The organism is Salinibacterium sp. SWN167 (genome assembly GCF_015864665.1).
GTDB lineage: Bacteria > Actinomycetota > Actinomycetes > Actinomycetales > Microbacteriaceae > Rhodoglobus.
In genome coordinates this window covers 1,384,701-1,400,830 of sequence record NZ_JADYWU010000001.1, presented here as the reverse complement: position 1 = coordinate 1,400,830, position 16,130 = coordinate 1,384,701, and the positions used below count along the sequence as shown (strand labels likewise).

At 61.7% G+C, this 16,130-nt stretch carries 14 protein-coding genes and 1 pseudogene; 9 read left to right on the top strand and 6 right to left on the bottom strand.

The genetic code is table 11. The features are described from left to right. Nucleotides 1-96: 96 nt before the first annotated feature. The 3 genes from I6E60_RS06725 to I6E60_RS06715 are packed head-to-tail and all read left to right on the top strand — an operon-like array spanning nucleotide 97 to nucleotide 3,118. A complete protein-coding gene (locus tag I6E60_RS06725; protein WP_197179408.1) occupies nucleotides 97-1,056 on the top strand; it encodes a phosphodiester glycosidase family protein in 960 nt (319 codons plus the stop codon). Further along, entirely contained in the window at nucleotides 1,053-2,171 is a 1,119-nt protein-coding gene (locus I6E60_RS06720) for a bifunctional glycosyltransferase family 2/GtrA family protein (RefSeq protein ID WP_197179406.1), read from the top strand. Before I6E60_RS06725 ends, I6E60_RS06720 begins: the two co-directional genes overlap by 4 nt. 2 nt (nucleotides 2,172-2,173) lie before the next feature. Then, nucleotides 2,174-3,118 carry a cation diffusion facilitator family transporter gene (locus I6E60_RS06715; RefSeq protein ID WP_197179404.1) on the top strand — a complete coding sequence of 315 codons (945 nt, stop codon included), beginning with the start codon at nucleotides 2,174-2,176 and terminating at the stop codon, nucleotides 3,116-3,118. Between the two features lie 9 nt (nucleotides 3,119-3,127). On the opposite strand, the gene I6E60_RS06710 is transcribed toward I6E60_RS06715, so the two are convergent. The 5 genes from I6E60_RS06710 to pdhA are packed head-to-tail and all read right to left on the bottom strand — an operon-like array spanning nucleotide 3,128 to nucleotide 8,100. Then, nucleotides 3,128-3,910 (bottom strand): hypothetical protein, encoded by a 783-nt coding sequence (locus I6E60_RS06710; RefSeq protein ID WP_197179402.1) that lies wholly within the window; start codon nucleotides 3,908-3,910, stop codon nucleotides 3,128-3,130. Then, nucleotides 3,907-4,479, bottom strand: a complete 573-nt coding sequence (locus I6E60_RS06705) for a signal peptidase II (RefSeq protein ID WP_231601145.1) — start codon at nucleotides 4,477-4,479, stop codon at nucleotides 3,907-3,909. The genes I6E60_RS06710 and I6E60_RS06705 overlap by 4 nt, the downstream gene beginning before the upstream one ends. Nucleotides 4,480-4,514: 35 nt before the next feature. Beyond that, nucleotides 4,515-5,984 carry a dihydrolipoamide acetyltransferase family protein gene (locus I6E60_RS06700; RefSeq protein ID WP_197179400.1) on the bottom strand — a complete coding sequence of 490 codons (1,470 nt, stop codon included), beginning with the start codon at nucleotides 5,982-5,984 and terminating at the stop codon, nucleotides 4,515-4,517. After that, on the bottom strand, nucleotides 5,984-6,985 hold the full coding sequence (locus tag I6E60_RS06695) for an alpha-ketoacid dehydrogenase subunit beta (protein WP_197179399.1): 1,002 nt from the start codon (nucleotides 6,983-6,985) through the stop codon (nucleotides 5,984-5,986). Before I6E60_RS06695 ends, I6E60_RS06700 begins: the two co-directional genes overlap by 1 nt. Next, nucleotides 6,982-8,100: a pyruvate dehydrogenase (acetyl-transferring) E1 component subunit alpha gene (gene pdhA / locus I6E60_RS06690; RefSeq protein ID WP_197179397.1), complete on the bottom strand. Its 1,119-nt coding sequence runs from the start codon at nucleotides 8,098-8,100 to the stop codon at nucleotides 6,982-6,984. The genes I6E60_RS06695 and pdhA overlap by 4 nt, the downstream gene beginning before the upstream one ends. Before the next feature lie 241 nt (nucleotides 8,101-8,341). Between pdhA and I6E60_RS06685 the strand changes: the two are divergent. Together I6E60_RS06685 and I6E60_RS06680 are read left to right on the top strand one after the other, a co-directional pair. Next, nucleotides 8,342-10,016, top strand: a pseudogene (locus tag I6E60_RS06685) (FAD-binding dehydrogenase). A 38-nt stretch (nucleotides 10,017-10,054) separates the two neighbouring features. Next, nucleotides 10,055-10,861 carry a hypothetical protein gene (locus tag I6E60_RS06680; RefSeq protein WP_197179395.1) on the top strand — a complete coding sequence of 269 codons (807 nt, stop codon included), beginning with the start codon at nucleotides 10,055-10,057 and terminating at the stop codon, nucleotides 10,859-10,861. On the opposite strand, the gene I6E60_RS06675 is transcribed toward I6E60_RS06680, so the two are convergent. Then, nucleotides 10,858-11,538, bottom strand: coding sequence for a hypothetical protein (locus I6E60_RS06675; protein ID WP_197124170.1), 681 nt, complete (start codon nucleotides 11,536-11,538; stop codon nucleotides 10,858-10,860). The two genes, I6E60_RS06680 and I6E60_RS06675, sit on opposite strands and share 4 nt — an antisense overlap. A 19-nt stretch (nucleotides 11,539-11,557) precedes the next feature. On the opposite strand from I6E60_RS06675, the gene I6E60_RS06670 reads away from it, so the two are divergent. The 4 genes from I6E60_RS06670 to I6E60_RS06655 all read left to right on the top strand — a co-directional run bounded on the left by I6E60_RS06670 (nucleotide 11,558) and on the right by I6E60_RS06655 (nucleotide 16,098). Further along, nucleotides 11,558-12,424: an acyl-CoA thioesterase II gene (locus I6E60_RS06670; RefSeq protein ID WP_197124168.1), complete on the top strand. Its 867-nt coding sequence runs from the start codon at nucleotides 11,558-11,560 to the stop codon at nucleotides 12,422-12,424. Nucleotides 12,425-12,847: 423 nt separating this feature from the next. After that, complete coding sequence (locus I6E60_RS06665) at nucleotides 12,848-14,146, top strand: glycine betaine/L-proline ABC transporter ATP-binding protein (RefSeq protein ID WP_197179393.1); 1,299 nt, start codon at nucleotides 12,848-12,850, stop codon at nucleotides 14,144-14,146. Beyond that, nucleotides 14,143-15,102, top strand: coding sequence for a proline/glycine betaine ABC transporter permease (locus tag I6E60_RS06660; protein WP_197179391.1), 960 nt, complete (start codon nucleotides 14,143-14,145; stop codon nucleotides 15,100-15,102). Before I6E60_RS06665 ends, I6E60_RS06660 begins: the two co-directional genes overlap by 4 nt. Before the next feature lie 102 nt (nucleotides 15,103-15,204). Continuing rightward, nucleotides 15,205-16,098, top strand: a complete 894-nt coding sequence (locus I6E60_RS06655; protein WP_197179389.1) for a glycine betaine ABC transporter substrate-binding protein — start codon at nucleotides 15,205-15,207, stop codon at nucleotides 16,096-16,098. The last annotated feature ends 32 nt before the right edge of the window (nucleotides 16,099-16,130 follow it).

The window sequence follows — 16,130 nt, the reverse complement described above, 5'->3', positions numbered from 1 at the left end:
CCCGGCGCGCGCTCACCGAAGACTCCCTCAAACGTCATGGCAACCTCACAGCGTCCCCATTTGAGAGTGATAGCTGCCGCGCGTATTTCTTGAGGTATGCGAAAGAAACCTCTTCGAAAACGGCACATCGTCATCGGCTCCGTGCTGGTGCTCGTGCTCGGTCTGGGCAGCACCGCTGCGTGGGCTCTCGATCGATTCGTCATTGAGCACGTCGAGATTTCGGATGTAGCCCAGTACGAAGCCGACAACAGCACCAGCACCACGAGTACCGAGCCGACTGCCGCAGCGACGACCGAGCCCGTTCTTACCGACACCAGCTATACCTCCGACGACGCCAACGTCACAATCTCCACGGTCGTCACCGGCAGCGGTGCTGAAACCGTCACCTACTACGTCGCGGACGTCGAACTGACGGATGCCACTGCCCTGCGGTCGGCGTTTGCCCAGAACAGCTTCGGCGAGAACATCATCGATCTCACCTCGTCAATCGCGGCCGAGCACAACGCGATCTTCGCCATCAACGGCGACTACTACGGCTTTCGAGACACCGGCATCGTCATCCGCAACGGCGTCACCTACCGCGACGAACCTGCCCGCGATGGGCTCGCGTTCTATCTCGACGGCAGCGTCGAGGTCTATGACGAAACCACCACCTCTGCCGACGAGCTGATCGCCGACGGCGTCTGGAACACGCTCTCTTTCGGGCCTGCAATCGTCGAAGACGGCGACGTTGTTGCCGGTATTGAAAACGTCGAGATCGACACCAACTTTGGCAACCACTCCATTCAGGGCGAACAACCCCGTACCGCTGTCGGGGTGATCGACGACAACCATCTCGTCTTCGTCGTCGTCGACGGCCGCGACCCCGGCTACAGCTCTGGCGTGACTCTGCCCGACCTCGCGGTCATCATGCAAGATCTCGGCGCCACCACCGCCTACAACCTCGACGGTGGAGGCTCATCGACCATGTACTTCAACGGCACCGTCATCAACCAACCATCCAACGGCGGAGAACGCGAAACCTCAGACATCCTCTACGTGGGAGCCGCATCATGATCATCCTCATCCCCTCTTTCGAACCGGATGACCGCCTTGTGCAACTCGTGTGCGATCTGCGCGCGACGGCACCCCTGCTCCGCGTCGTCATCGTGGATGACGGCAGCGGCCCGGCCTATGCCGACCTGTTCGCTGCTGTGCAGCGCGTTGGCGCCGACGTGATCGGCTACAACGACAACCACGGCAAAGGTCACGCTCTCAAATTCGGCTTTCGCTCCATCCGCACAAATCACGCCGGTGAGGCCGTTGTCTGCGCTGACAGCGACGGACAACACACAGTGGGAGACATCCTGCGGGTGGTTGCCCAACTGCAGGCGTCCGACGGCGCCATGGTTCTCGGCGGTCGCGCCTTTGCGGGCGATGTTCCCACCCGCAGCCGTTTCGGCAACGCCGTCTCACGCGCAGCTTTCAAGTTCGCGACCGGTGTTGCCGTGCGCGATACTCAAACCGGGCTGCGCGGCTATCCCGCTTCGATGCTCGACTGGTTACTGAGCATCAAGGGCGAACGGTTTCAGTACGAGCTGAACGTGTTGCTCGGGTCGCGCTCGGCCGGCATCCGGATCGAAGAAATCGAGATTGAGACGGTCTACTTGCAGCACAATGCCTCCTCACACTTTCGCCCGATCGTCGATTCGGTGAAAGTGTTTGCGCCACTGCTGCGCTATATCTCCTCATCGCTGGCCGCATTCCTGATCGACGCGATCGGCCTCTTCATCCTCTTTGCCTTCACGCAGTCGCTGCTCGTGTCAGTCGTCGGCGCACGGCTCGTGAGCGCCTCCGTGAACTTCCTCATCAACCGCCACCTCGTGTTCAACGCCAACAATCGTGACCATGTGGCCCGGGACGCACTGCGCTACGTCATTCTCGCGCTCGCGCTCGTCGCCTCCAGTTACGTGTGGCTCTCGGTGCTCGTCGACTGGGGCGTTCCGCTCGTCATTGCCAAGGTCTTCTCCGACGTCACGCTGTACATCATCAGCTTCCAGGTGCAGCGACGCTTCGTTTTCAAGTCCGGGGCGACACCAGGATCACCGGTGCAGTCGGAGACTGACGCAGCGCTCGGTGCTGATCGACCAGCCCTGCGTACCGCGGCTAGGAGCCACGGTACTAGCGTGTAACTATGAGTGACGCTCCCAAGAAAACGGCACAAGTGCGCACCGTCGTGGTCGCCTTCGTTGCCAACCTTCTCGTAGCAATTGCAAAATCGATCGCAGCATTGATCACCGGTTCGGCTTCGATGCTCGCCGAATCCGCACACTCGTGGGCCGACGCCGGCAATGAGATCTTTCTCCTCATTGCCGAACGCCGCTCGGTACAACCTGCCGACGCGAGCCATCCACTGGGATTCGGGCGTGAGACCTACGTCTGGTCACTCTTCGCGGCCGTTGGTTTGTTCACCGCGGGCGCTGTGGTCTCGGTGCAGCACGGAATCTCCGAGCTCATCGACCCAGAACCCGCCAGTGACTTCGGAATCGCCTACCTCGTGCTCGCGATCGCTGCTGTGCTCGAAGGCGTGTCCTTCGTGCAGTCGATGGTTCAAGCCAAAAAGGGAGCTGCGCGCTTCGGCCGCCGCACCCTCGAATATGCGCTCAACAGTTCCAACACCACCCTTCGTGCGGTGCTGGCCGAAGATGCTGCCGCCCTGATCGGCCTCACCATCGCCTTCTTCGGCATCCTGCTGCACCAGCTCACGGGCAATTCAGTGTGGGATGCCGTTGGTTCGCTAGCGATCGGCCTCCTTCTCGGTGTGGTTGCGATCGTTCTCATCAACCGCAATCGTCGGTTCCTCGTCGGTCAGACGCCGGGTGATGCTGCTCGCGCTGTAGCGGGGCGGGCTCTCGCCGAGCATCCCGAAATCAGTCGCGTCACCTATCTGCACCTCGAATTCGTGGGCCCGTCACAACTGTTCGTCGTGGCCGCCATCGACCTGGAGGGCAACCACCGCGAAGAAGAAGTCGCACGTCAGCTGCGTGAGCTCGAACGCTCGATCGAGGGTAACGACCTGATCAAGAAGGCCGTGCTTACGCTCTCGGTCAGCGACGAGCCGTCGATCAGCTTCGACTAGCTACGAGCGCTACGACGAGGCGCGGTCTGAAGACAGACCGCCGAGGCGGCGCAGCACAGCGCTCAGGAGCGTTCCTGCAGCATCCGGAATCACATGGTGGTTGAGGTAAATGCCCTCAAGCCACGGCAACACTTCTTCGGCAGCAAGCCCGATGACGTTCCAGTCAATACCGGGCACCGCTTGAGAACGCGGCTCCCCCGTGCGCGGATCAGTCCACGCTTGAGCAATCGGCTGATCGGGTTCTGACTCACCGGCACCCCACAACAGCGCAATCGGATGATTCTCGCCCTCGATGTGGTCGTGACTCACCGTGCCCGCACCGAGCCAGGGCAGCGTGAGCAACTCACCCTCGACCTCGATCTCGAGCAGATCGAGCTGCACTGGCTCTTCGACCTCGCAAATGTAGAGATCCAGCCCCGCATCGTGCCAAGCCGCAGCCTGGGTGATGTCGTCGAGCAGCTTCGGCAGCAGAGCGTGATAGGCGCTGGCAAGCTGCGTTGCCCACTGCAGGAGCACGCGGGTGTCGTTAGCCGACCACGGGCTCGAGCCGCGATGGTCGCCGGCCGGAGTGTGGAAGTGGTGGTCGCTGCCCGCGCTCGTTGTCTCGAAATGCAGTTGCCCGTCGGGATATTCGACGTAGAGATCACTCAGCTGGGCTTCGTCGTCCCAGTCGCCAAAGAGCTCGGGAGCTTTCAGCGCCGGCGGGAGGTCGAGCGCCGGCGAGCGCTGCGTTCCGAGGTTGAGCACTGCCCGCAATCGCGTGTTGGGCATGCGCAGGCTGAGGTCGGTCATTCGGTGGTCGTTGCTTCCGCCGGAGCATCCGCGTCGCTGCTCGTGACGGGTTCGGGCTTAGCGGCGATTCCCATGAGAGAGATGATGACGATCATGATCGCGCCGCCCACAAGGGCAATGTCGGCGATGTTGCCGATGAAGTAGCCGTTGTAGTTAATGAAGTCGACGACGTGACCGCGCGCAAAACCGGGGTCACGGAACAGGCGATCACCAAGGTGAGTGATCGCACCACCGAGGAGCATGCCGAGCGCGATGGCCCAGGCGCGCGACTGAACCGTCCACGCGTACCACGTGATCGCGACTACGGCGAGCGCCGCAATGATCGTGAGCACCCAGGTGTATTCCTCGGCAAGCGAGAAGGCAGCGCCGGGGTTGTAGACGAGCTGGAACGACAGCAGATCACCAATGATCGGGATGTTGATGCCGCCACCGAGATTGGTTTCAGCCCACCACTTGCTCAGCTGGTCTGCCGCGATCACAAAAGCAGCGAGCGCGAAAACACCAACCAACAAACGACGCGGAGCGCGTGAAGAAGTGGTGGCCGCAGCAGGGTCGAGATTCTCGGTCATAAGACCATTCTTACCTGTTGCGGCCACCGCTGCTTTCACACCATCGTCAAAACGGTGCCGGGGTCGTTCAGAATCGAACCAACATCGGTCAAGAAACGCGCCCCTTGCTCACCGTCAACAAGGCGATGATCGAACGACAGGCTCAAGGTCATGACGTCGCGCAGGGCGATGTCGCCGTGGTGTTCCCACGGCATCCTGCGAACAGCACCCATCGCCAAAATCGCGGCTTCTCCCGGGTTCAGGATGGGGGTGCCCGCGTCTATGCCGAAGACGCCCACGTTGGTGATCGAAATAGTTCCCCCATTGAGCGATGCCGGAGTTGCTTTGCTCGCTCGTGCATTGCGCGCCAAGTCACCGATCGCGTCGGTGAGCTCGGCGAGGCTCATGGTGCCGGCATCCTTGAGGTTCGGCACCATCAGGCCCCGTGGCGTCGCAACCGCGATACCGAGGTTGATGTAGCCGAACTCGACGATTTCATTAGCTTCGGCATCCCACCGCGAATTCAGTGACGGATGACGCGCCACTCCGATGCACAGCGCCTTCGCGACAACGGAGAGAACGGATGCTGCGGTGCCTTTCGCCTTCAGCTTCGCTACTAGCTCCACCGTGCGCGTCACATCGATCGTCAAGAACTCGGTGACATGGGGGGCCGTGAACGCACTCGCCACCATCGCGGCCGCGGTTGCCTTACGCACCGACTTGATCGGCGTGCGGGTCTCGCGCGGACGTGTGCCCGCGAAGGCTCCCGCCGTCTGCGGTGCGGATGCTCCCGCCGCAGCGTCTTCGCCTGACTGCGTGTCGTCGGGCGACTGTTCTGCCGCGCTCAACACATCGTCGCGCGTGATGATGCCCTCGGGGCCTGTGCCGCTCAGTTGCGTCAGATCGACGCCGCGATCGGCCGCGAGCTTGCGCACCGGCGGAGTCGTCTTGGTGCGGGCGTCGGTGGGTGTGACGGCAGGCTCGGACGCGGGCTCTGGGGCGGCGGCGACCACTTCTGCGTCCGCCGCCGGAGTCGCTGCCAGAGCAGCCGACGGAGTCGTTGCTGCTGCTGAACGAGGCTTGCGCGTGGGGCGCTTGCCGCTCTCCACGGCAGGACCGTAGCCGACGAGCACCGCGTTGCGTTCGGGGGCAGCCTCAGCGACGGTCGTAGCGACACCGTCGCTATCCTTTGCTCCCCCAGCATTGGCGTTTGCGTCCCCGGCGTCAGTACCAGCATCAGCTGACGCGCTGCTGGCCTCCGGCCCACTCTCGGCGCCAGCGCCACCATCCAATTCGAACGTCACAATGCGGGTGCCGACCTGCACGGTGGAGCCAGGCTCAGCGTGCAGCGCCGAGATAATGCCCGCAACAGGAGACGGCAACGACACAATGGCCTTCGCCGTTTCGACCTCAGCAATGGGTTGGTTGAGCGTGACGAGATCGCCAACAGCAACATGCCATTCAACGATCTCAGACTCGGTCAGACCCTCACCCAAATCGGGCAGAGCAAACTCTTTGACAGCCATTACGCGCTCCAACCGGTGAGTGAATTCACGCGACCCAGCGCACGGTCAACACCGTCAAGGATGCGGTCAAGGTCAGGCAAGAAGTGGTCCTCCAACTTTGCGGCCGGGTACGGCACATCGAAGCCCGTGATGCGCACTGGCGCTGCCTCCAAGTAGTAAAAACAACGATCGGTGAGCGTCGCAGCGATCTCGGCACCGAGGCCGCCAGACTCCGAGGCTTCGTGGGTAATCACAAGCCGCCCCGTCTTCTGCACGCTCGCCGACACGGTGTCGAAGTCGACCGGCGAGAGCGAGCGAAGATCGATCACCTCGATAGAAATTCCGTCATCGGCGGCGGCGACTGCGGCATCCAGAGCCGTCGCGACGAGCGGGCCGTAGGTCACGAGCGTGACGTCGGTTCCCTCGGTCACCACCCGGGCTTTACCCATGGGCAGACCGGTGGCATCTTCGTCGACCTCGCCCTTGGTCCAGTAGCGCCGCTTGGGTTCGAAGAACAACACCGGGTCATCGCTCGCGATCGCTTCGCGCAGCATGCTGTGGGCATCTTGCGGGGTCGAGCACGTGACTACGCGCAGGCCGGCAGTATGGGCGAAGTACGCCTCGGGCGACTCCGAGTGGTGCTCCACCGCGCCGATACCTCCACCATAGGGAACCCGAATCGTCAGCGGCATCCGCACATTTCCGCCGGTGCGATAGTGCAGCTTGGCGACCTGGGCGACGATCTGGTCGAAGCCCGGGTAGATAAAGCCGTCGAACTGAATTTCGCAGACCGGGCGGTAGCCACGGAACGCGAGGCCCACTGCCATGCCGATGATGCCGGCCTCGGCGAGCGGGGTGTCGATCACGCGGTCCTTGCCGAAGTCGCGCTGCAGGCCATCGGTGACGCGGAAAACGCCACCGAGAGTTCCGATGTCTTCACCGAGCAAGACCACTTTGTCGTCGTCGCTGAGGGCGCGACGCAGCCCAGAGCCGAGAGCTTTCGCCAGAGTGAGTTCAGTCATTTGTCGAATCCCTCGAGGTAGGCCGTGTACTGGCTCCTTTGACGCGCGAGCCCCGAGTGCTCGGTCGCATAGACGTTGTCGAACACACTGAGCGGTTCGGGGTTCTTGAGCGCCAAGCATCCGGCGCGGAATTCTGCCGCCACCTCGTCTGCTCGCGCCTGAATGGATGCCGCCAGTTCGTCGGTCAGCACCCCTTCGCTGCGCAAAAACGCTTCCACGCGCGCAATAGGGTCTTTGGCTTCCCATTCTTTCGCGACCACCGGGTCGACATAGCGGCTCGGGTCGTCCGAGGTGGTGTGGGGCCCGCGACGATACGTGACGGCCTCGATGAAGGTCGGGCCGCCGCCGGTGCGCGCGCGGTCGAGGGCGCTTCGTGTTGCTGCCATGACGGCCAGCACGTCGTTGCCATCAACTCGGATGCTCGGAATCCCGAACCCCGGAGCACGATCGGCAATCGGCCGCTGAGCTTGAAGCCCCACGGGCTCAGAAATCGCCCACTGGTTGTTCTGGCAGAAGAAAATTACGGGAGCGTTGAAGGAGGCAGCAAAAACCATCGCCTCGTTGACATCCCCCTCGCTCGTGGCGCCGTCGCCAAAGTAGGCCACCGAGACGCTGTCGACGCCATCAAATGTGCACCCGACGGCATAGCCGGTGGCATGCAGCGTTTGGGCGCCGATGATGACGGCGGGCGTTGCCATGCCGATCTCGAAGGGGTCCCAGCCTGAAGCCGCTGTTCCGCGCCAGACCCGCACGAGGTCGGGCAGCTTCACACCGCGGCAGTAGGCCACGGCATTTTCGCGATAGCTGGAGAACACAAAGTCATCGGGGCGCAGCGTGCGAGCAGAGCCGACCTGCGCAGCTTCTTGCCCGAGGAGTGGTGGCCAGAGGCCGAGTTCGCCCTGACGTTGCAGAGCGGTTGCTTCCGTATCGATACGGCGCACGATGATGAGGTCTTCATAGAGACTCGCGAGCTGATCACCGGTGACGTCTGACACCCAAGGGTCGTAGAGTTCGTCGCTTAACCGTTTTCCGTCTGGGTCAAGAAGTTGCACAAACTCAGGAGTTTGCTTCTTCGCTCCAGACATCGGGGCTTTCACGGGCACGGTGGTACTCATCGTTTCTCCGATCCGCCTTTGCGCCTGCTGATGTGCTGCGCTCTAGCGATCCTCACAACCGCGATTGGTAAATCACAGGTTGACCCGAGCCTCGTCGCTGGGAGTTAATCAGACGGTACCCACCCCGTGGGCGGGGCACAAGGTTCCACGCCAAAGTTGCGTCAGATTGTGAGGATGACCGGCATACTGTCAGCGCAGGGGTCGCCAATGTCGGCGGCACCGAGTGTCGAAGGAGTCACGGATGCCGCAGTCACGCGAGTTGGATGCCATCGTTGTCGGAGCTGGCCTGTCTGGCCTCGTCGCTGCCGCCGAATTGATTGACGCCGGCAAGCGCGTTGCGATTGTTGAGCAGGAGCCCGAAGCGAGTCTCGGTGGCCAAGCGTGGTGGTCTTTCGGTGGCCTTTTCCTCATTGACTCCCCCGAACAGCGCCGCATCAGCATCAAAGATTCGCTTGAGTTGGCCCGCCAAGATTGGTTCGGCACCGCTGGTTTCGACCGCGCCGAAGATGAATGGCCGCGTCGGTGGGCGGAGGCCTATCTCCAGTTCGCTGCCGGGGAGAAGAGGGAATGGCTGCGCGAACGCGGTGTTGGTTTCTTCCCCGTCGTCGGCTGGGCCGAGCGTGGCGGCTATACCGCTCTGGGCCACGGCAACTCGGTGCCGCGGTTCCACATCACGTGGGGCACTGGCCCCGCCGTCATTGAGCCTTTCGTTGCGGCCCTCCGCCGCGGCATCGATGAGGGGCTCGCGACATTGCATGTGCGCCACCGCGTCGATGAGCTTGTCACGGAGAACGGCACGGTTGTCGGAGTGCGCGGGGTAACGCTAGCCCCGGATGACGCAGCCCGCGGTGCGGCCAGCAACCGCACCGTAGTCGGCGACTTCGAACTCCGTGCTCCCGCCACCATCGTGACCTCGGGCGGAATCGGGGGCAACCACGATCTCGTGCGCGCCCAGTGGCCCGCCAGAATGGGCGCAGCGCCCCAGAACCTTCTCAGCGGGGTTCCCGCTCACGTCGACGGCCGGATGCTCGGCATCGCCGAAAACGCCGGAGCTCGCCTCATCAACGGCGACCGCATGTGGCACTACGTCGAGGGCATCCAGAACTGGGATCCGGTGTGGCCGAAGCATGGCATCCGCATCTTGCCCGGCCCCTCGAGCGTGTGGCTCGATGCCACCGGTCACCGCTTGCCCGCTCCCCTGTTTCCCGGCTTCGACACCCTCGGAACGCTCGAGCACATCGTCTCCACCGGCTACGACCACTCCTGGTTCGTGCTCACACAGTCGATCATCGAGAAGGAGTTCGCCCTCTCGGGCAGCGAGCAGAACCCCGACCTCACGGGCAAAAGCATGCGCGAGTTGCTCAAGCAACGGCTCAGCACGGGCGCCACCGGTCCCGTCGAAGCGTTCAAGAAGCACGGCGCTGACTTCGTGGTGGCTGACACTCTCGACGAGCTACTCGACGGCATGCAGAACCTCACCCCCCGACATTGCGATCGACGCCGCTCACGTGCGCCGCGAGATCGAAGCTCGGGATCGCGAACTCACCAATAAATTCACCAAGGATTCCCAAATCACTGCGCTGCGCCAGGCGCGCCACTATCTCGGAGACAAGCTGATTCGCGTGGCGAAGCCCCACCGCATCCTCGATCCCAAAGCGGGACCGCTGATTGCGGTCAAGCTCAACATTCTGACGCGCAAAAGTTTGGGCGGCATCCAGACCGATCTCTCGGGGCGTGCGCTGGATGCCGAGGGGACGGTCGTTCCCGGTCTCTGGGCAGCCGGCGAAGCTAGCGGATTCGGAGGCGGCGGCATGCACGGCTACCGCGCCCTCGAAGGCACCTTCCTCGGTGGGTGCTTGTTCAGCGGGCGCTCCGCCGGGCGAAGCGTTGCGGGGCGGAGTGTCGCGAGCGAGTAAGTGTCAGATTTGTGCCGCACCGCCAGTAGAATCGCAGCGTGAACGACGCATCGACTCCCCTTCCTCCCGCCGGTTGGTACCGCGATCCCGCCGGAGGAGCAGCACCCCGCTGGTGGAGCGGAACGGCCTGGGCGGCCGCTAACACGGTTCCCGCCGATGCGACCCCGTTGCCGACTCCTGCTCCTGCCGCCGCAGCTCCGGCGACACCGCCAGCCGCGCCGACACCGCCAGTGGCACCGGCTGCGCCAGCGCCAGCAGCAGCGCCGGCAGCGGCCAATTCGGTGCCGCCGATCACCCCCGCTTCGCCCGCTGCAGTAACGGCACCGGCAGCAACACCGGTTGCCGCCCCGTCAGCAGTAAATCCTGCGGCCAACTACACCTACGCGGCCCCCAGCGACGTCAGCGATACCGGAACGAACACCTGGCAAATCTGGGTATTCGTACTCTTGCCGTTGATTTCGCTTCCCGGGCTTTTCGCCATCGACCTTGATGCGCTTGTGCCGCGCCCAACCGACACTCCGACCGACGCCCAACTACGTCTGCTCGTTGACCCCGGCTACCTGTGGATGATGCTTTCCGGTTGGCTGTTGTTCTTGGTCAACATTCCCTTGGCGATTTTTGACCGACGCGAACTTGATAATCGAGGCATTGACCGCCCCTTCCACTGGGCGTTCATCTTCCTCGGTTGGCTGATCTACGTCATCGGCCGTTGTGTTGTGGTCAAGAAGCGCACCGGTCAAGGACTAGCGCCGATGTGGGCAGCGCTCGGCGTCATGGCCATCATGTTTGCGACGACGGTCGTGTTCATGGGCATGTTGTTTAGCCGAGCAGTAGAAACCCTCTAGCGCGCCACTGACCAGGCGCGGCGCTTCACGAGAATGTGACCACGCTTGGTCGATAGTCGCGTCCACGCTCCAGATTCAAAGACGGATGCCGCCTCATCGTCGGCGAGAAAACCCAAGCTAACGGCGGCGAACCCTGCACCGGCCGGCACGTAGTCGGGTTCGTCCAGCGGACGCCCCCATACTTCGGTGCGCACTTTGTGCACGATCGCTTCGCCGGTTCCGGTGGGAATAGCTGCGGCGACTTCTTCGATTCCTGCCCGCGCTGCTTCTTCAAGCACAGCACTCGGAACAGAATCGATCGCGACCCATCCCCCGCGCGGTGGCGAAATCGCGGCCCACGTGACGGTGTTGACGCTCATCGGCAAGTTGACGGCAACCGGCTCAGAAAAGCTAGCGGCTGAAGCCTCGACGGCGCTCTCAATGCGGCCAAGCAGGGAGCGAACCGGAACGACGGCATCGAAGTCATCCGTTGATGACAAAGCGAAGGTGCGCAGTCCAAGCACGGTGGGGCTCTGGTCGAGGAGCCCGGCGGGGTGAAGAACAGACACATAGACGGCGAGAACGCCGGCGCCACCGATGAGTCGCACAGAGCCCTCATCGACTCGGGCAGCTCGGCCCAAGAAAACCTGTAGATCTCCCAGCGCGAGGGAATCCACCAAAGTAAACGATCCAGTCATAGGCCTCTAAACTACAGGCATGAGCGACCCTATGGCTGGGCTTCTAACTGCCCTCGATCTGACCGACACCGGCGCGCGAACAAGCGAAGACATTTTTACTGGTCCCAGCCAGTGGATGCCGCAGGGCCGCGTCTTCGGCGGGCAAGTGTTAGCGCAGGCTCTCGTTGCCGCGCAGCGCACTCTCGCCGAGGATCGCGTCGTGCATTCGATGCATGGATATTTCTTGCGCCCGGGCGACGTGAACCTTCCGATCACGTTCTCGGTCGACCGCATCCACGATGGTCGCTCGTTCTCGACGCGACGTACTCAGGCCTATCAAGATGGCGTGCCCATCTTGTCGGCAATCGCCTCATTCCAGGATGACGATGAAGGACTCGACCACCAGATTGATATGCCCGCCGACCTTCCTGACCCGGAGTCCCTGCCGACGACTGCTGAGTCACTGGCGAGCGTCGATCATCCGGTAGCCCGTTATTGGTCATCGCAACGCCCGTTCGACATGAGGTACGTAACCTCGCCCATCTTTATGAGCGTCGATGGCGGCAATGTGCCCCATCAAGCAGTGTGGCTCAAGTCGGTCGGCCCCATGCCCGACGATATGAACCTGCACCGGGCCGCACTGGCCTACGCTAGCGACTACTCGATTCTGGAATCGATCATGCGACGCCACGACCTCGCGTGGGTCACTCCCGGAATCAAGGTGGCGAGTCTCGACCACGCCATGTGGTGGCATCGAGAGGCCCGTGTCGATGAGTGGCTCCTCTATGTGCAAGAGTCCCCCAACGCGATCGGTGGCCGTGGCCTCTCGCTTGGCCGCATCTACGACCGCGCTGGCCGCTTGATCGCGAGCGTTGCGCAAGAGGGAATGGTGCGCCCTCCCCGCTGACAGGCCTCGATTCGTCAAATTGGACGGCTCTTTTAGTTCCGATAGGTAACGAACAAGTAACAAAGATGACCCCGCTCGATCCCTACTGTGCCGCGGATCGAGCCCGGTCGCCGTCACTGGATGTCCCCACTCTGGTGGACCTGAAACTGCGGAAAAACCCAAAAAACGTTACCGTTGATATCGGCCTTGCTGCCAGTGTGCCCCTTTTTGGGCCCTGTAGGCAAGGTGCTACGAAATCAGGCCGCGCGCGCCACCCCGTCACTGGGATGTCGTTCGTACGGTTGATTCGCAGTGGAGTTGCTCCGAAAGCGCTCCCCTATCGATTCCCATCAGAACTACTCCGGATTCGACAGAGCCCTGCGTTCAACCCGGACCGTAACCGAGAGAAGCGAAGCCCTAAAGGTGCCGAGTAATCAGGAGAACGTGACCGAGAAATTTGCTGTCAGCGCGAAGAACATCTATAAGGTGTTCGGCCGCCGCCCCCAGGAAGCCGTTGAGAGGCTCCAGCACGGCGCCTCCCGCGATGAGATCAAAGAGCTCGGAACTGCTGCTGTCATCGACGCAAGCTTCGATGTTCTCCCGGGCGAAATTTTCGTAGTGATGGGCCTTTCCGGATCAGGAAAGTCCACCCTCATCCGCATGCTTAATGGCCTCTGGGAAACCACTTCGGGCAGCGTCACCGTCGGTGGCGACCTGATCACGGGTATTTCTGGCCCCAAGCTTCGCGATGTTCGCCGCCGCCACATCTCAATGGTCTTTCAGCACTTCGCTCTGTTCCCGCACCGCACCGTTCTTGAGAACGCCGCCTACGCCCTTGAAGTTCAGGGAATGCCGAAGGCTGAGCGTCTCGCTCGCGCCCAGAAGACCATCGACCTCGTTGGTCTTAAGGGTTGGGGCTCCAAGATGCCCTCCGAGCTTTCCGGTGGAATGCAGCAGCGCGTCGGTCTCGCCCGCGCCCTCGCTGCCGACACCGACATCCTCCTCATGGACGAGGCGTTCAGCGCTCTCGACCCGCTGATTCGTCGTGAAATGCAGGAGCAACTGCTTGAGCTTCAGACCGAACTCGGCAAGACCATCATCTTCATCACTCACGACCTCAACGAGGCAATGTTCCTCGGAGATCGCATCGCAGTGATGCGCGATGGCCGCATCGTTCAGATCGGCACGCCAGAAGACATCCTCACCGACCCGGCCAACGACTACGTTGCTCAGTTTGTTCAGGATGTTGACCGCTCTCGCGTTCTCACCGCAGCCAGCGTGATGGAGCCTGTCCGGGCGACAGTCTTCGCTAGCGGCGGACCGCGTGCAGCGCTGAAGATCATGCGTGACCTTCAGACGTCGACCGCATTCGTCATCAGCCGCGACCGCACCCTTCAGGGTGTTGTTCGTGACGCCGATGCCATGAAGCTCGTCCGTAAGGGCATCAGCGACATGACCTCGATCCTGAGCGACGAATACAGCGCCGTGACCGAAGACACCTACCTGTCGGAGCTCTTCGTTCCCTCGGTGGAAAGCCCGCTACCGCTGGCCGTCATCGACGAGCGTGGTCGTTTGAAGGGTGTCGTTCCTCGCGTCACTCTGCTTGCCGCTCTCGGCAACGTCACCACAGACACCGGTGAACTTCAGGTCATCGAACCCCCGCTTACCGTCTCGACCTCGGTTATTACCGATGCCCTTGACGCCAGCGATACGAATTCCGACGCGAAGGAGGACGCACGATGAACGACTTCCTCAGAATTCCCCTCGGCCAATGGGTCGAAGACGGCATTGACTACATCACCGACACTTTTGGCGCGTTCTTCGACGTCATCAAGTTCATCATTGCGTCGATCTCCGACGGAATGAACTTCCTCTTCACCTCCCCACCCTTCTGGGTGATCCTGATCATCTTCGCCGTCATTGCTTTTGTGGCTCGCGGTTGGATGTTCTCGGTAGGAAGCATCCTTGGTTTTCTGCTCATTCTCACGCTTGACCAGTGGGAAAACGCGATGGACACCATGGCGCTCGTGCTCGTCGCGGCCTTCCTCGCCATCATTATCAGTGTTCCGTTAGGAATTCTGGCGGCTAAATACCGAACGGTCTCGACCATCGTGAAGCCGATCTTGGACTTCCTGCAGACGATGCCCGCCTTCGTTTATCTGATTCCTGCGCTCATCCTGTTCCGCATTGGTGATGTTCCCGGAATCGTGGCAACTGTGCTCTTCGCTCTTGCACCCGGTGTTCGCCTCACTGAACTCGGAATTCGCGGTGTGGATAGCGAAGTTGTTGAAGCCGGACAGGCTTTCGGCGCATCGCCCGGCCGCATCCTTCGTCAGATTCAGCTTCCGCTGGCTCTGCCGTCAATCATGGCCGGTATCAACCAGGTCATCATGCTCTCGCTCTCCATGGTCGTTATCGCGTCCATGGTTGGTGCCGGCGGCCTCGGCCAGCCCGTTATCCAGAGCTTGAGCCGAGCGGATGTCGCACTCGGCTTCGAGGCTGGACTGTCTGTAGTTATCTTGGCCATCTTCCTGGACCGCCTCACGGCATCCTTCGGATCGGGCAAGGGTTACTTCCAGTTCATTATCGAGTCCTTCAAGGTTCGCAGCCGTCGTGAAGAATCTGCAGAGGCTAACGCCACCGCAGACACCGCACCGGCAACGACCGAACCAGCCGAACACACTCCTCCCGTTCGCTAATTTTCGGGCGCCCACCCGCGCTCGTTTCCCGCATGCAGAGAACCCTGTGTGCATCGACGTCAACATCGTCGCGCTTTAGCGCCGACAGAAAAGGACGACACCATGAAGAAGCAGACACGCGCTGCAATTGCAATCGGAGCCGCTGCGCTCCTCGGTCTCTCAGCTTGCGCTGCAGGCGGAGACGACACGGCTAGCGGAGACGCTGCTGAGAGCAAGGATCTCAGCATTGCCGTATTCAACGGATGGCCCGAGGGCGAAGCAGTTTCGTACCTCTGGAAGGCAATCCTTGAGGAAAAGGGCTACAACGTAGAGCTCGAATACGCTGACGTAACCCCGATCTTCTCGGGACTCAGCACCGGTGACTACGACATCGCGCTTGACGGATGGCTCCCCATCACTCACGCCAGCCTGATGGAAGAATACGGCGACACGATCGAGGACCTCGGCGCTTGGAACAGCGAAGCGGGACTGACCGTCGCTGTAAACGCTGACGCACCGATCGACTCGCTCGACGAGCTTGCAGCTAACGCTGACGCTTTCGGCAACCGCATCGTGGGCATCGAGCCTGGTGCAGGACTCACTGAAGCAGTCCTGAACAACACCATGCCGACCTACGGCCTCGACGACATGGAACTTCTCACCTCGTCGACACCCGCCATGCTTGCTGAACTGCAGGCTGCACTCGATAACGGCGAGAACATTGCCGTTACTCTCTGGCGTCCGCACTGGGCCTACGATGCATTCGACATCAAGGACCTTGCTGACCCCGAGGGAACGCTCGGAGACGTTGAAGAAATTCACTCCTTCGCACGCGACACCCTGAGCGACGACATGCCTGAGGTCACTGAGTGGATCTCTAGCTTCAAGATGGACTCCGAGCTTCTTTACTCGCTCGAGAACGTCATGTACAACGAGTACGAAGGAACCGACTTCGAGCCCATCGTTGCTGACTGGATTGCAGCGAACCAGGACTACGTAGACGGCCTCACCAGCTAATACTGTTGTAGCTTTCAGCACTTCGGTGCTGT

Excerpts from the sequence above, each read along its gene's own strand:
- pdhA (WP_197179397.1), bottom strand. The coding sequence starts at position 8,100 with ATGAGTACCACCGTGCCCGTGAAAGCCCCGATGTCTGGAGCGAAGAAG.
- I6E60_RS06715 (WP_197179404.1), top strand. The coding sequence starts at position 2,174 with ATGAGTGACGCTCCCAAGAAAACGGCACAAGTGCGCACCGTCGTGGTC.
- I6E60_RS06675 (WP_197124170.1), bottom strand. The coding sequence starts at position 11,538 with ATGACTGGATCGTTTACTTTGGTGGATTCCCTCGCGCTGGGAGATCTA.
- I6E60_RS06660 (WP_197179391.1), top strand. The coding sequence starts at position 14,143 with ATGAACGACTTCCTCAGAATTCCCCTCGGCCAATGGGTCGAAGACGGC.
- I6E60_RS06700 (WP_197179400.1), bottom strand. The coding sequence starts at position 5,984 with ATGGCTGTCAAAGAGTTTGCTCTGCCCGATTTGGGTGAGGGTCTGACC.
- I6E60_RS06670 (WP_197124168.1), top strand. The coding sequence starts at position 11,558 with ATGAGCGACCCTATGGCTGGGCTTCTAACTGCCCTCGATCTGACCGAC.
- I6E60_RS06725 (WP_197179408.1), top strand. The coding sequence starts at position 97 with ATGCGAAAGAAACCTCTTCGAAAACGGCACATCGTCATCGGCTCCGTG.
- I6E60_RS06655 (WP_197179389.1), top strand. The coding sequence starts at position 15,205 with ATGAAGAAGCAGACACGCGCTGCAATTGCAATCGGAGCCGCTGCGCTC.
- I6E60_RS06695 (WP_197179399.1), bottom strand. The coding sequence starts at position 6,985 with ATGACTGAACTCACTCTGGCGAAAGCTCTCGGCTCTGGGCTGCGTCGC.
- I6E60_RS06710 (WP_197179402.1), bottom strand. The coding sequence starts at position 3,910 with ATGACCGACCTCAGCCTGCGCATGCCCAACACGCGATTGCGGGCAGTG.
- I6E60_RS06720 (WP_197179406.1), top strand. The coding sequence starts at position 1,053 with ATGATCATCCTCATCCCCTCTTTCGAACCGGATGACCGCCTTGTGCAA.
- I6E60_RS06705 (WP_231601145.1), bottom strand. The coding sequence starts at position 4,479 with ATGACCGAGAATCTCGACCCTGCTGCGGCCACCACTTCTTCACGCGCT.